Here is a 14,627-nt window from a genome sequence, read left to right on the forward strand (position 1 = left end):
CCATCATTCTTATTCGGCGGATTCCACTGCCGCAATCATTCGCACCACATCCACCGTTTCGGCGACATCATGGACGCGGATAATCTTCGCGCCCTTGGTCACCGCCAGTGCCGCCAGTGCCAGACTGCCGTGCAATCGCTCGGCTACAGGTCGATTCAGGGACTGGCCAATCATGCTTTTGCGCGACACCCCAACCAGCAGGGGGCGCCCAAGGGCATGCAAGGCCTCCATATGCTTGAACAGACTCAAGTTGTGCTGCAGGGTCTTGGCAAAACCAAAACCCGGGTCAAGGACAATCCGCTCAGCCTCGATCCCTACCGCCGCACACGCGGCCATCCGCTCAACCAAAAACTCGCTCACTTCGCGAGTGACATCCTGGTAATGCGGGTTGTCCTGCATATCGCCAGGCTCGCCGAGCATATGCATCAGGCACACTGGCAAGCCAGTAGCGGCTGCTGCATCAAGAGCACCATCACGGCGCAGTGCACGCACATCATTGATCAACCCCGCTCCCAGACGAGCAGTTTCACGCATGACCGCCGGGGTCGAGGTATCAACGGAAATAACCACATCCAGCTCGCGATTAATTCGCTCCACGACCGGAGCCACACGCTCCAACTCTTCCAGAGGTGATACCGCACGAGCACCCGGCCGTGTCGACTCGCCACCGATATCGATCAGCGTAGCACCCGCCAGGACCATGGCCTCGGCATGCCGCAAGGCGACGTCCAACTGACTGAAACGACCGCCATCAGAGAAGGAATCAGGAGTTACATTGAGAATGCCCATGACATGCGCACGGGCCAAATCAAGAACCCGGTTGCCGCAAGGCAACCGGGTAGAGGATGGGACAGAAGTCATTTAGAACCTTAGTGGTCGGCAGCAGGACCGCCAATGGGTGTTTCCGGACGTTCGTTTTGCACCACTGGAGGAGTAGTGCCCGAGCCGCCCTCCCAATCACGAGGCTCACGCGGAGTACGCCCAGCCATGATGTCGTCAATCTGATCGGCATCAATGGTTTCGTACTTCATCAAGGCGTCCGCCATGGCGTCCAGCTTGTCGCGGTTGTCGGTCAGGATCTGCTTGGCAGTGCCGTAGCACTGATCGATGATGCTGCGCACTTCAGAGTCGATCAGTTTCGCCGTTTCAGCGGACAAGCTGGCGTGCTGACTGCCCGCACTGCGACCCAGGAACACTTCGCCCTCTTCTTCCGCATACATCAACGGACCGAGCTTTTCGGAGAGTCCCCACTTGGTGACCATGTTCCGAGCAATCTGGCTGGCGCGCATGATGTCGTTGGATGCACCGGTGGTCACACCGTCAAAACCAAGCGTCATCTCTTCTGCGATACGGCCACCATAGAGCGAGCAGATCTGGCTGATCAGGGCACGCTTGGACAGGCTGTAGCGGTCTTCTTCCGGCAGGAACATGGTGACGCCCAATGCCCGACCGCGAGGAATGATCGAAACCTTGTAGACCGGATCATGCTCAGGCACGACTCGACCGACAATGGCGTGGCCGGCTTCGTGATAAGCGGTGTTCTGCTTTTCTTTCTCGGACATGACCATGGATTTGCGCTCCGCGCCCATCATGATCTTGTCCTTGGCCAGTTCAAATTCCTTCATTTCGACAATACGCTTACCGGTACGAGCCGCGAACAGCGAGGCCTCGTTCACTAGGTTCGCCAAATCCGCACCGGAGAAACCCGGAGTACCGCGCGCGATCACTGCAGGAGCAACATCTTCGCCCATTGGCACTTTGCGCATGTGAACCTTGAGAATCTGCTCACGACCGCGGATATCCGGCAGCCCCACCACCACTTGGCGGTCGAAACGACCGGGACGCAGCAGCGCCGGGTCGAGTACGTCAGGACGGTTGGTAGCGGCGATCACAATGATGCCGTCGTTCATTTCGAAGCCATCCATCTCAACCAGCAATTGGTTGAGGGTCTGCTCACGCTCATCATGACCACCGCCCATGCCGGCGCCACGGTGACGACCGACAGCGTCGATCTCATCGATGAAAATGATGCATGGAGCATGTTTCTTGGCCTGTTCGAACATATCGCGAACACGGCTGGCACCGACACCTACGAACATCTCGACGAAGTCAGAACCGGAAATAGTGAAGAACGGCACCTTGGCTTCGCCCGCAATGGCCTTGGCCAGCAAGGTCTTACCGGTACCCGGCGGACCGACCATCAGCACGCCACGAGGGATGCGGCCGCCCAGACGTTGAAACTTGCCTGGATCACGCAGGAATTCAACCAGCTCGCCAACTTCCTCCTTGGCCTCGTCACAACCTGCGACGTCAGCCAGGGTGGTTTTCACCTGATCTTCAGAGAGCAGACGCGCCTTGCTCTTGCCAAAGCTCATCGGCCCGCCTTTGCCACCTGCCCCGCCCTGCATTTGCCGCATGAAGAACATGAAGACGGCAATGATCACCAGGATCGGGAAGCTGGCCACCAAGAGCTGGGTCCAGATGCTTTGCTGCTCAGGCTGCTTGCCTTCGACCACGACATGGTTGTCCACCAAGTCGCCAATCAGACCGTTGTCCTGAATCGCAGGACGGATGGTCTTGAAGGTGTCGCCATCGTTGCGCTTGCCGGTAATAACGTAGCCATCAACAGCTACGCGCTCGACCTTGCCATCCTTAACTTGCTGGATGAAGTCGGAATAGTTGAGGGTCTGCGGCTCGTTAGGGCTGGAGAAGTTGTTCATCACCGTCACCAGGACGGCAGCGATGATCAACCACAGGATCAGATTCTTTGCCATGTCGTTCAATTAACTACCCTCTGAAGCAAGCTCCGCTACTGGCGCGCGCTTCGCATGATATTCACCGGCCTAACTTACTACATTACCTACAGCTCTGGCAGGCGCTGTCTGTAACCCTATGTGAAACTTAGACTACACAATATGCGCTTAATCTGACGGGGCGAAATACGAAAATCCTATCACCCCGGTCAAAAATCCTACTTACTCACTGCGACCCCGGAAGCCGCGCCCAAGCAGATACTGCTCTCGGGAACGGTCACGAGAAGACGTCGGCTTACGCATCTGCACTTTCTCGAACATCTGCCGAACGCTCTTGTGGTACTCGTCAAAGCCTTCACCCTGGAAGATTTTGATCAGAAAATCACCACCTGGACGTAGTACACGGCTAGCAAGGTCCAGCGCTAATTCGCACAAGAACATCGCCCGCGGCATATCCACAGCCGCTAACCCACTCATATTGGGGGCCATATCGGAAATCACAAGGTCGACTTCCGAATTTCCGACAGCCTCGAGAATCTGCGCCAGCACCGCGTCCTCGGTGAAATCCCCTTGAATAAAGGTCACATCGGGGATGCTGTCCATCTCCAGGATATCGGAAGCAATCAGTCGACCCTGACCACCAATCAGACGACTGGTCACTTGCGACCAGCCACCCGGTGCAGCACCCAGGTCGATAACACTCATACCAGGACGGATAAGGCGGTCCTTCTCCTGGATCTCCAGCAGCTTGTAGCTGGCACGAGAACGATACCCATCTTTTTGCGCCATTTTGACGAATGGGTCGTTGAAGTGCTCTTTCAGCCAGTTATGGCTTGTCTTGGAACGGGCCACGGGCCACCTCAAAAATAAAACGGGTCGTGATTAACTGGGCGGTCCCGGACTCGCTCGGGTAAACTGGCCGCCGCTTTTTACAAGATCAGACGCAGGGGTCAGATTATGCCGCTCACTCAAGAGCAGAAGAAACAGTACAAATCCATTGGCCACCATCTGAAACCAGTATTGACTGTGGCTGACAACGGTTTGACCGAAGGTGTGCTAGCCGAACTTGAACGCGCCTTGAGCGATCACGAGCTGATCAAGATCAAGCTCAACATCCTCGAGCGCGAGTCGCGCCTGGAAGCCATTGCCGAACTGTGCAAAGCCGGCAAAGCGGATCTGGTGCAAGTCATCGGCAAGATGGCGTTGATCTACCGCAAGAACGCCAAGGTAAACAAGCAACTGTCGAACGTCCATCGTTTCCACTGACGTCGACAAGGGTCAAGGGTGCGCCTGGCGCACCCTTGCGCCCCATCCCGGCACTGGCTGCAACACCAACACCAGGCCGGAAAAGCCCAGGACCAGATAGCTGAACAACTGCCAGCGCTGAGCCTCCGGCAGCAGAATGCGTACAGTGAAATACATCCCGCACGCATACATCGCCATCAACAGCAGTTGCCCCCGAATATCCCGCCAAAGACTTTTCAGCCCTTCGGACTGAATCAGTACCGCCGCCTGAAGAATCAGGCAGGCCGCCGAAAAACCCACCAACAACGCACTGAGCAAGGTGGAAATTTCTTCGATCAGCAAAGGGGCAAGACCAATCTGCCCCAGGGCGGGAACCAAGCCGAGATGCAACAACCATAAGCCGCCAACCCACAACATCTGGGTCAGCTGCCAAAGCATGGCGCCCGCTTGCAGCGGGCGCCTTCTTTCAGATGTGACGGACTTCGACAATCTCATACTCGATAACGCCGCCAGGCGTTTTGACCGCCACCACATCACCCTCTTCCTTGGCAATCAAGGCGCGAGCAATCGGCGAACCGACAGAGATTTTACCGAGCTTGATATCAGCCTCGTCCTCACCAACGATCTGGTAGGTGACGCTTTCGTCGGTTTCGACGTTGGCGATTTCCACCGTAGTACCAAAGATCACCTTGCCGGTATGAGGAATGGTCGTGACGTCGATAACTACCGAATTCTGCAGACGGCCTTCGATATCACGAATCCGCGCCTCGACCATACCCTGCTGCTCACGAGCAGCATGGTATTCAGCGTTTTCTTTCAGGTCACCCAACTCGCGGGCCGTACCGATGTCCTGGCTGAGCTTCGGACGCACGACCTTGGTCAGGTGAGCATGCTCTTCTTCCAGGGCGCGAGCGCCCTGGACGGTCATTGGGTATTTATTCATGCCTTCAATCCTGCGTGTAGATCCTGCAAGCGACGCACGGTCTTTTCCGGACCGAACTTCAACGCTTCACAGATAGCTTCGCCAGCAGCAATGGTGGTGGTGCAGTAAATCTTGTGCTGCAAGGCGTTACGACGAATGGAATACGAGTCAGCGATAGACTGACGACCTTCGGTGGTGTTGATGATCAGGGTGACTTCGTCGTTCTTGATCATATCGACCACATGCGGACGACCTTCAGTCACCTTGTTCACACGACGCACTTTCAGGCCCGCGGCCTCGATCACCTTGGCTGTGCCTGCGGTCGCAACCACTTCGAAACCCAAGTTGATCAGATCACGGGCCACGCCTGCAACCAGCGGCTTGTCATCGTCACGCACACTGATAAATGCAGTACCGCCTGTTGGCAATACTTCGCTGGCGCCCATCTGGGCCTTGGCAAAGGCTTCACCGAACGTATCGCCCACACCCATCACTTCACCAGTGGACTTCATCTCTGGGCCGAGGATCGGGTCAACGCCCGGGAACTTGGCAAAGGGGAATACCGCTTCCTTGACGCTGTAGAAGTTCGGAATGATTTCCTTGGTGAAGCCCAGCTCTTTCAGAGTCTTGCCGGCCATCACACGGGCCGCGATCATTGCCAGCGAGACACCAATGCACTTGGACACGAACGGCACGGTACGGGAGGCACGCGGGTTCACCTCGATCACGTAGATCTGCTCACCCTGCAGGGCCAGCTGCACGTTCATCAGGCCGACCACACCCAGTTCCAGGGCCATTTTCTTGACCTGCTCACGCATCTCGTCCTGGATGTGCGCCGGCAGCGAGTACGGCGGCAGGGAGCACGCGGAGTCACCGGAGTGAACGCCGGCCTGCTCGATGTGCTGCATGATCGCGCCAATCACCACGTCGGTGCCGTCACAAACGGCATCCACGTCCATCTCGATGGCACAGTTGAGGAAGTGGTCCAGCAGCACCGGGCTGTCGTTGGACACTTGAACCGCTTCACGCAGGTAGCGCTTGAGCTCCTCTTCCTCGTAAACGATTTCCATCGCCCGGCCGCCCAAAACGTAGGACGGACGCACCACCAGTGGGTAACCGATCTTGGTCGCGGCACGAATCGCTTCGTCTTCGCTGCGCACGGTGGCGTTTGGTGGCTGACGCAGGTTCAGGCGTTCGACCATCTGCTGGAAGCGCTCACGGTCTTCGGCACGGTCGATAGCATCAGGGCTGGTACCGATGATTGGCACGCCCGCCGCTTCCAGGGCACGAGCCAGTTTCAGCGGAGTCTGGCCGCCGTACTGCACGATCACGCCTTTTGGCTTCTCGACGCGGACGATTTCCAGCACGTCTTCCAGGGTCACTGGCTCGAAGTACAGGCGATCAGAGGTGTCGTAGTCGGTGGAAACGGTTTCCGGGTTGCAGTTGACCATGATGGTTTCGTAACCATCGTCGCGCAGCGCCAGTGCAGCGTGTACGCAGCAGTAGTCGAACTCGATACCTTGGCCGATACGGTTTGGACCGCCACCCAGGATCATGATCTTGTCGCGGGTCGACGGCGCGGCCTCGCACTCTTCTTCATAAGTCGAGTACAGATAAGCGGTGTCGGTAGCGAACTCGGCGGCGCAAGTGTCGACGCGCTTGTAGACCGGGAACACTTCCAGCTTCTGACGATGCGTGCGCAGGTTTTTCTCGGTCACACCCAAGAGCTTGGCCAGACGCTGATCGGAGAAGCCTTTGCGCTTGAGGCGGAACATCAGGTCGCGATCGATGGCCGACAGCCCCAGAGTCTTGACCTTCTCTTCTTCCTTGATCAGGTCTTCGATCTGCACCAGGAACCAAGGGTCGATCATGTTCATGCCGAAGATCTGCTCAACGGTCATGCCGGCACGGAAGGCATCAGCCACGTACCAGATACGCTCGGCGCCCGGCACGGTCAGTTCGCGCTTGAGCACGTTCATGCTTTCCGGATTGCTCAGGTCGAGCTTCGGATCCAGGCCGCAAACACCTACTTCCAGGCCGCGCAGGGCTTTCTGCAGGGATTCCTGGAAGGTCCGGCCGATGGCCATGACCTCACCCACCGACTTCATCTGGGTGGTCAGGCGTGCGTCAGCCTTGGAGAACTTCTCGAAGGCGAAGCGTGGCAGCTTGGTCACGACGTAGTCGATGGACGGCTCGAAGGAGGCTGGAGTCTTGCCGCCGGTGATGTCGTTGGACAGCTCGTCCAGGGTGTAGCCCACAGCCAGCTTGGCCGCGACCTTGGCGATCGGGAAGCCGGTGGCTTTCGAGGCCAGCGCCGAGGAACGGGACACCCGCGGGTTCATCTCGATCACGACCATGCGGCCGGTGTTCGGGCAGATACCGAACTGCACGTTGGAACCGCCGGTTTCCACGCCGATCTCGCGCAGCACCGCCAGGGAGGCGTTACGCAGGATCTGGTATTCCTTGTCGGTCAGGGTCTGTGCTGGAGCCACGGTGATCGAGTCACCGGTGTGCACGCCCATCGGGTCGAAGTTTTCGATGGAGCAGACGATGATGCAGTTGTCCTTCTTATCGCGGACCACCTCCATCTCGTACTCTTTCCAGCCGATCAGCGATTCGTCGATCAGCAGTTCCTTGGTCGGCGACAGATCCAGACCGCGAGCGCAGATTTCTTCGAACTCTTCGCGGTTGTAGGCGATGCCACCACCGGTGCCGCCCATGGTGAAGGACGGACGGATGATGCAAGGGAAGCCCAGCTTATCGAGGACCGCATTGGCCTCTTCCATGCTGTGAGCGATACCGGAACGTGGGCACGCCAGGCCGATGGACTTCATGGCGGCGTCGAAGCGCGAACGATCTTCAGCCTTGTCGATGGTGTCGGCGTTGGCACCGATCATCTCGACGCCGAACTTCTCCAGAACGCCTTCGCGCTCCAGATCCAGGGCGCAGTTCAGAGCCGTCTGGCCGCCCATGGTTGGCAGCAGCGCGTCCGGACGCTCTTTCTCGATGATCTTGGCAACGGTCTGCCACTTGATCGGCTCGATGTAGGTGGCGTCGGCCATGGCCGGGTCAGTCATGATCGTGGCCGGGTTGGAGTTCACCAGGATGACCCGGTAACCCTCTTCGCGCAGGGCCTTGCAAGCCTGGGCGCCGGAGTAGTCGAATTCGCAGGCCTGGCCGATCACGATCGGGCCAGCGCCAAGAATCAGGATGCTTTTAATGTCTGTACGTTTTGGCATGGGTTGTCACTCAAATCCGCAGGTCAGTCGGCAAGCCGTCTTGAACATTCTCTGAGGCGCCTGAGGGGATTCCGCCGGACTCGCCGGGGCCGCCCTCAAGCGCTGCTCGCTACATTTTCAAGGCGAGCGTTTAGCGTCGCTTGGCCATCTCATTGATGAAGCGGTCGAACAGCGGCGCCACATCGTTCGGGCCCGGGCTGGCTTCAGGGTGGCCCTGGAAGCTGAACGCGCTCTTGTCGGTACGCTCGATACCCTGCAGGGTGCCGTCGAACAGCGACTTGTGGATCGCCCGGACGTTACCCGGCAGCGTGGCTTCATCCACCGCAAAGCCATGGTTCTGACTGGTGATCATGACCACGCCGGTGTCCAGGTCCTGGACTGGGTGGTTGGCACCGTGGTGGCCGTGCCCCATTTTCAGGGTCTTGGCGCCGGAGGCCAGGGCCAGCAGTTGGTGACCCAGGCAGATGCCGAATACCGGGATCTCGGTTTCGAGGATTTCCTTGATCGCCTTGATCGCGTAGTCGCAAGGCTCGGGGTCGCCAGGGCCGTTGGACAGGAACACGCCATCTGGATTGAGGGCCAGCACGTCGCTCGCTGGGGTCTGGGCAGGCACCACGGTCACGCGGCAACCGCGCTCGACCAGCATGCGCAGAATGTTCAGCTTGACGCCGTAGTCGTAGGCAACCACGTGGTACGGCAGATCAGCGGCTTCGATGGTGGCGTGGCTGTCGGTCTTCAGATCCCAGACAGTCGAACGCCATTCGTAGCTTTGCTTGGTGCTGACGACTTTCGCCAGGTCCATGCCTTTCAGGCCCGGGAAGCCGCGCGCTGCTGCAATCGCCGCTTCTTCGGAGATGTTGTCACCGGCCATGATGCAGCCGTTCTGCGCGCCTTTTTCACGCAGGATGCGGGTCAGGCGACGGGTGTCGATACCGGCGATCGCCACCACATTGTTGGCTTTCAGGTAATCGGACAGGGACAGGGTGTTACGCCAGTTGCTGGCCACCAGCGGCAGATCACGAATGACCAGGCCAGCCGACCAGACGCGGTCGGACTCGGCATCTTCCGGCGTGGTGCCGGTGTTGCCGATGTGGGGATAAGTCAGGGTAACGATTTGCTGGGCGTAGGAAGGATCGGTAAGGATTTCCTGATAGCCGGTCATTGCGGTGTTGAACACCACCTCACCAACGGTTTGACCGTCGGCTCCAATGGCTTCGCCACGAAAAATGCTGCCATCAGCAAGGGCGAGTATGGCTGGCTTAGTCAAGAAGACCTCCCGTAAATAGAGCCTGAAAGGGCGATCGCAGGTTGCAAAAAAGCGGAATGACGTATAGACACGTCACCCCGCTTCTTCGTCGAATTATCTGCGCGCTTTTAGTGGACACACTAAAGCTGTAGCTTACAGAAAAAGGCTTTTTCGGTCCACCGCTAATGAGCCCTAAAGGCAGAGGAATGCGACAGAACATCGCCTAGCGGTGCGAAGCGGGGCCGAAGGACAACCTCAACCCCACTTCAGATGCATCTCAACGCAGATCCAGCACATCCTGCATGTCGTAAAGACCGGCCTCGCGACCTTCCAGCCACAGGGCAGCACGTACCGCCCCCTTGGCAAACGTCATGCGACTGGAAGCCTTGTGAGTGATTTCCAGGCGCTCGCCCTCGGTGGCGAACAACACGGTGTGATCTCCCACCACATCGCCGCCGCGCACAGTGGCGAAACCGATGGTTTCGCGCTCCCGCGCCCCGGTATGACCTTCACGCCCATAAACCGCAACCTGCTGCAGGTCGCGCCCCAAGGCGCTGGCGATCACTTCACCCATGCGCAGGGCCGTACCTGACGGCGCATCGATCTTGTGCCGATGATGGGCTTCGATGATTTCGATGTCCGCGTCATCACCCAGTACCCGCGCCGCCATATCCAGCAGCTTCAGCGACAGATTGACCCCGACACTGAAGTTGGCGGCGAAGACGATGGGGATATCCTTGCCCGCCTCGACCAGCAATTGCTTTTCCTTGGCCCCAAGACCAGTGGTGCCAATCACCATGGCCTTGCCCGCCTTGCGGCAGAACGCCAGGTTCTTGAGCATCACTTCCGGCAAGGTGAAGTCGATCAGCACATCGAACTCATCAACGACTTTTTCCAGGCTGTCGGACATTGGCACGCCAAGACGCCCAAGAGACGCCAACTCACCCACATCCGCACCGACCAGCGAACTGCCCGGACGGACGATCGCCGCCGTCAGACCGGAGAGCGGAGAGCGCAGTTGCACAGCCTCGACCAAGGTCTTGCCCATGCGCCCTGCGGCCCCCATCACAGCTATACGTCGCATGCCCTACTCCTTACAGGTCGCCGAAGAAGCGCTTGACGCCCTCGAACCAGCCAGTGGTTTTCGGCGAATGAGAGTTGTCGCCATCCAGCGAACCACGCAGCTCTTCCAGCAATTCCCGCTGACGACGACTCAGATTCACCGGAGTCTCCACCGCAACCCGACACATCAGGTCGCCAGCACCACCGCCACGCACAGGGGCAACGCCCTTGCCGCGAATCCGGAACTGCTTGCCAGTCTGGGTCCCCTCGGGAATCTTCAGCTTGACCCGACCATCCAGGGTCGGAATCTCCAGCTCGCCGCCCAACGCCGCATCAACGAAGCTGATAGGCACTTCACAGAACAGATGCTTGCCGTCGCGCTGGAAGATCGCGTGCTCACGCACATTGATCACCACATAGAGGTCGCCGGTCGGGCCACCCTGGGTCCCCGCCTCACCTTCACCGGAGAGACGAATGCGATCCCCTGTATCGACACCGGCCGGCACTTTGACCGACAGCGTCTTGTACTCTTCGACACGGCCCTCGCCGCGGCACGAATCGCACGGATCGGAAATGATCTTGCCCTGGCCATGGCAACGCGGACAGGTCTGCTGCACCGAGAAGAAGCCCTGCTGCATGCGCACCTGACCAATGCCGCCGCAAGTTGGGCAAGTCACAGGGGACGAGCCTTTCTTGGCACCCGAGCCATCGCACGGTTTGCAATTGACCAGCGTCGGCACACGGATATTCACCGTGGTACCACGCACTGCCTCTTCCAGATTCAGCTCCAGGGTGTAACGCAGGTCGCTGCCGCGCTGCGCGCCGCCGCGGGAACCACCGCGACCACCACCAAAGAAATCACTGAACACATCACCGAAGATATCGGAGAAATTCTGACCGCCGAAACCGGCACCGCCGCCGCCCATGCCTGGGTCGACACCGGCATGACCGTACTGGTCATACGCTGCACGCTTACTGGAATCGGACAGCACTTCGTAGGCCTCGTTGGCCTCCTTGAACATGTCCTCCGACGCTTTGTCGCCGGGATTACGATCCGGGTGATGCTTCATCGCCAGGCGGCGGTAAGCCTTTTTCAGCTCCGCTTCGCTGGAGCCGCGCTCCACACCCAACACTTCGTAATAGTCACGCTTTGCCATAAGTCTTTGCACTCTTAAGGACGTCCGGCAAACCCTCCTGAGCTCTGCCAAACTCGCTGAGCCCCAATACAGGCCCGGACCCAACTCACGTCAATTCAACGATCCTGGTCTTGGATAGACGACCCGATTGCAGGTCGACGACTGCGGTCGTCGCAACCGGAAAGCAGGAGCTTCTCCGGCCCGACCGCCAGCGCACAAACGGAGGTTGTACGCCGTCAAAAATTCACTGACTCCAGACACGCCAACGCGGGAGCAAGCTCCCGCGCGGCGACATCCTACCAGTCACCGCCCAAAGGCAGTCAACCGGCCGACCAACAAGCTATTACTTGTGGTCTTTAACTTCTTCGAACTCGGCATCGACAACGTCATCGGCTTTTTCAGCGGACTCGGCGTGTGCGGCCGCGCCCTCTGCAGGCTGAGCCTGCTCGGCGTACATCTTCTGAGCAACCGGAGCCGAGACTTTCGACAGCTCTTCGACCTTGGCTTCGATGGCAGCCTTGTCGTCGCCTTTGACAGCGGCTTCCAGGGCGACCACGGCAGCTTCAATGGCCGTCTTTTCTTCTGCGGTGACTTTGTCACCGGCGTCGGCCACCATCTTGCGAGTCGAGTGCACCAGCGCATCACCCTGGTTACGGGCAGTGGCCAGCTCTTCGAACTTGCGGTCCTCTTCCGAGTTGGCTTCAGCGTCGCGGATCATCTGCTGGATCTCTTCATCCGACAGACCGGAGTTTGCCTTGATCACGATCGACTGAGTCTTGCCGGTAGCCTTGTCCTTCGCACCTACGTGCAGAATGCCGTTGGCGTCGATGTCGAAGGTCACTTCGATCTGCGGCACGCCACGTGGAGCAGGTGGAATGTCGGTCAGGTCGAACTTGCCCAGGGACTTGTTCTGCGCGGCTTGCTTACGCTCACCCTGCAGTACGTGAATGGTCACTGCGCCCTGGTTGTCATCGGCCGTCGAGAACACTTGCGATTTCTTGGTTGGAATCGTGGTGTTTTTCTCGATCAGCGCGGTCATCACTCCACCCATGGTTTCGATACCCAGGGTCAGCGGGCTAACGTCCAGCAGCAGTACGTCCTTCACGTCACCGGCCAGTACCGCACCCTGGATCGCAGCACCCATGGCAACAGCTTCGTCCGGGTTGACGTCCTTGCGAGCTTCTTTACCGAAGAAGTCGGTTACGGCTTTCTGTACCAGCGGCATACGAGTCTGGCCGCCGACCAGGATCACGTCGTTGATCGAGCCAACGTCGATACCGGCATCCTTCAGAGCAATACGGCAAGGCTCGATGGTGCGCTGAACCAGGTCTTCAACCAGCGACTCCAGCTTGGCGCGGGAAATCTTCACGTTCAGGTGCTTAGGACCGGTGGCATCTGCAGTGATGTACGGCAGGTTCACGTCGGTCTGCTGGCTCGAAGACAGCTCGATCTTGGCTTTTTCAGCAGCTTCTTTCAGACGCTGCATGGCCAGCGGATCACCCTTGAGGTTCATGCCGCTTTCTTTCTTGAACTCATCAACCAGGTAGTCGATCAGACGGATGTCGAAGTCTTCACCACCGAGGAAGGTGTCACCGTTGGTAGCCAGCACTTCGAACTGGTGCTCGCCATCGACTTCAGCGATCTCGATCACGGAAACGTCGAAGGTACCGCCACCCAGGTCATAAACGATCACGGTGTGATCGCCCTTGGCCTTGTCCATACCGTAGGCCAGAGCGGCTGCGGTTGGTTCGTTGATGATGCGCTTGACGTCCAGACCGGCGATGCGACCGGCGTCCTTGGTGGCCTGACGCTGGCTGTCGTTGAAGTAGGCCGGAACAGTGATGACCGCTTCGGTCACGGCTTCGCCGAGGTAATCTTCGGCGGTCTTCTTCATTTTCTTGAGAATTTCAGCCGAGATCTGTGGCGGCGCCATTTTCTGGCCGTTCACTTCAACCCAGGCGTCGCTGTTGTCAGCCTTGACGATCTTGTAAGGGACCATCTGGATGTCTTTCTGCACAACTTCTTCGTCGAAACGACGACCGATCAGACGCTTTACTGCGTACAGGGTGTTGTGCGGGTTGGTCACAGCCTGACGCTTGGCCGACTGACCGACCAGAATCTCGCCATCGTTGGCGTACGCGATGATCGACGGGGTAGTCCGCGCGCCTTCGGCGTTTTCGATAACTTTTACGTTGCCGTTTTCAAGAATGGAGACGCACGAGTTGGTGGTCCCCAAGTCAATTCCGATAATTTTGCCCATGTTAACTCTCCCGAAACTTTGGATTTGGATGCCGCAGCCGTGGTGGCAAACTGCGGTAGCACTTAAACGCTTGACTGATAAATGGGGGCTCTACAGCCGTTTTCAAGCCTTTTCATCAATCGAAGGCGAAACCGGTGCCGGAACCTTGCTGACCACGACCATGGCCGGGCGCAGCAGGCGACCATTGAGCTGATAGCCCTTCTGGAACACCTTGAGAACACTGTTGGGCTCGACGTCCGCGCTTTCCTGCATGGCCATGGCCTGGTGCTGTTCAGCGTTGAACGGCTCGCCATGGGGATCGATGGCTTCCAACTGATAACGCTTGAGGGTGTCGTGGAACATCTTCAAGGTCAGCTCGATGCCCTCACGCATCGGACGGATGCTCTCGTCGTCCGGATTGGACAGCTCCAGGCCGCGCTCCAGACTGTCGATCACCGGCAGCAGGTCGCCAGCAAACTTTTCCAGCGCGAATTTGTGAGCTTTCTCCACGTCCTGCTCGGCGCGGCGGCGGACGTTCTGCAGATCAGCTGCAACACGCAAAGCCTGATCCTGCGCACCAGCCAGTTGCTCTTCGAGCACTTGTACACGAGCCGCCAGGTCTTCACCCGAAGCCTCGGGAGCCTGATTGGCGTCTAGATTTTGCGTATCCAGCGTCTGTTCGTCAGCCATGAAATTCTCCTTTCAATATCGTCAGTGAGCCAGGCCCACTCTTCTGCACTGCTATATGGGGTCGCATTTTCAGGGTTCAAGCCCGCCCCCAGAGC

General features: G+C 58.5%; 12 protein-coding genes. 1 reads left to right on the plus strand and 11 read right to left on the minus strand.

Going from position 1 to position 14,627, the window contains the following annotated elements:
• Positions 1-9: 9 nt before the first annotated feature.
• From folP to rlmE, 3 genes are all read right to left on the minus strand, one after another.
• Positions 10-861, minus strand: coding sequence for a dihydropteroate synthase (folP, locus tag GWQ44_RS20080; protein ID WP_016967233.1), 852 nt, complete (start codon positions 859-861; stop codon positions 10-12).
• Positions 862-869: 8 nt separating this feature from the next.
• Entirely contained in the window at positions 870-2,774 is a 1,905-nt protein-coding gene (ftsH, locus tag GWQ44_RS20085; protein WP_016967231.1) for an ATP-dependent zinc metalloprotease FtsH, read from the minus strand.
• 201 nt (positions 2,775-2,975) lie between these two features.
• Entirely contained in the window at positions 2,976-3,605 is a 630-nt protein-coding gene (gene rlmE, locus GWQ44_RS20090; protein WP_016967229.1) for a 23S rRNA (uridine(2552)-2'-O)-methyltransferase RlmE, read from the minus strand.
• Between the two features lie 105 nt (positions 3,606-3,710).
• Between rlmE and GWQ44_RS20095 the strand changes: the two genes are divergently transcribed.
• On the plus strand, positions 3,711-4,019 hold the full coding sequence (locus GWQ44_RS20095) for a YhbY family RNA-binding protein (protein ID WP_007920867.1): 309 nt from the start codon (positions 3,711-3,713) through the stop codon (positions 4,017-4,019).
• A 12-nt stretch (positions 4,020-4,031) separates the two neighbouring features.
• On the opposite strand, the gene GWQ44_RS20100 is transcribed toward GWQ44_RS20095, so the two are convergent.
• The 8 genes from GWQ44_RS20100 to grpE form a co-directional block, all read right to left on the minus strand.
• Entirely contained in the window at positions 4,032-4,436 is a 405-nt protein-coding gene (locus GWQ44_RS20100) for an MFS transporter (RefSeq protein WP_103740585.1), read from the minus strand.
• Between the two features lie 28 nt (positions 4,437-4,464).
• Positions 4,465-4,941 (minus strand): transcription elongation factor GreA, encoded by a 477-nt coding sequence (gene greA, locus GWQ44_RS20105; protein WP_011059193.1) that lies wholly within the window; start codon positions 4,939-4,941, stop codon positions 4,465-4,467.
• On the minus strand, positions 4,938-8,159 hold the full coding sequence (gene carB / locus GWQ44_RS20110) for a carbamoyl-phosphate synthase large subunit (RefSeq protein WP_253129649.1): 3,222 nt from the start codon (positions 8,157-8,159) through the stop codon (positions 4,938-4,940). Before carB ends, greA begins: the two co-directional genes overlap by 4 nt.
• Before the next feature lie 130 nt (positions 8,160-8,289).
• Positions 8,290-9,426: a glutamine-hydrolyzing carbamoyl-phosphate synthase small subunit gene (carA, locus tag GWQ44_RS20115; RefSeq protein WP_047301683.1), complete on the minus strand. Its 1,137-nt coding sequence runs from the start codon at positions 9,424-9,426 to the stop codon at positions 8,290-8,292.
• Positions 9,427-9,682: 256 nt separating this feature from the next.
• A complete protein-coding gene (gene dapB, locus GWQ44_RS20120; RefSeq protein ID WP_275928117.1) occupies positions 9,683-10,489 on the minus strand; it encodes a 4-hydroxy-tetrahydrodipicolinate reductase in 807 nt (268 codons plus the stop codon).
• A 10-nt stretch (positions 10,490-10,499) separates the two neighbouring features.
• On the minus strand, positions 10,500-11,624 hold the full coding sequence (gene dnaJ, locus GWQ44_RS20125) for a molecular chaperone DnaJ (RefSeq protein ID WP_275928118.1): 1,125 nt from the start codon (positions 11,622-11,624) through the stop codon (positions 10,500-10,502).
• A 322-nt stretch (positions 11,625-11,946) separates the two neighbouring features.
• Positions 11,947-13,863, minus strand: coding sequence for a molecular chaperone DnaK (dnaK, locus tag GWQ44_RS20130; RefSeq protein ID WP_047301680.1), 1,917 nt, complete (start codon positions 13,861-13,863; stop codon positions 11,947-11,949).
• A gap of 102 nt (positions 13,864-13,965) precedes the next feature.
• On the minus strand, positions 13,966-14,532 hold the full coding sequence (gene grpE, locus GWQ44_RS20135; protein WP_047301678.1) for a nucleotide exchange factor GrpE: 567 nt from the start codon (positions 14,530-14,532) through the stop codon (positions 13,966-13,968).
• Positions 14,533-14,627: the final 95 nt, after the last annotated feature.

This window comes from Pseudomonas sp. 3MA1 (assembly GCF_029237275.1).
In the GTDB taxonomy this organism is placed as follows: domain Bacteria; phylum Pseudomonadota; class Gammaproteobacteria; order Pseudomonadales; family Pseudomonadaceae; genus Aquipseudomonas; species Aquipseudomonas fluorescens_AP.

Excerpts from the sequence above, each read along its gene's own strand:
- folP (WP_016967233.1), bottom strand. The coding sequence starts at position 861 with ATGACTTCTGTCCCATCCTCTACCCGGTTGCCTTGCGGCAACCGGGTT.
- grpE (WP_047301678.1), bottom strand. The coding sequence starts at position 14,532 with ATGGCTGACGAACAGACGCTGGATACGCAAAATCTAGACGCCAATCAG.
- GWQ44_RS20100 (WP_103740585.1), bottom strand. The coding sequence starts at position 4,436 with ATGCTTTGGCAGCTGACCCAGATGTTGTGGGTTGGCGGCTTATGGTTG.
- dnaJ (WP_275928118.1), bottom strand. The coding sequence starts at position 11,624 with ATGGCAAAGCGTGACTATTACGAAGTGTTGGGTGTGGAGCGCGGCTCC.
- dnaK (WP_047301680.1), bottom strand. The coding sequence starts at position 13,863 with ATGGGCAAAATTATCGGAATTGACTTGGGGACCACCAACTCGTGCGTC.
- dapB (WP_275928117.1), bottom strand. The coding sequence starts at position 10,489 with ATGCGACGTATAGCTGTGATGGGGGCCGCAGGGCGCATGGGCAAGACC.
- greA (WP_011059193.1), bottom strand. The coding sequence starts at position 4,941 with ATGAATAAATACCCAATGACCGTCCAGGGCGCTCGCGCCCTGGAAGAA.
- GWQ44_RS20095 (WP_007920867.1), top strand. The coding sequence starts at position 3,711 with ATGCCGCTCACTCAAGAGCAGAAGAAACAGTACAAATCCATTGGCCAC.
- carB (WP_253129649.1), bottom strand. The coding sequence starts at position 8,159 with ATGCCAAAACGTACAGACATTAAAAGCATCCTGATTCTTGGCGCTGGC.
- ftsH (WP_016967231.1), bottom strand. The coding sequence starts at position 2,774 with ATGGCAAAGAATCTGATCCTGTGGTTGATCATCGCTGCCGTCCTGGTG.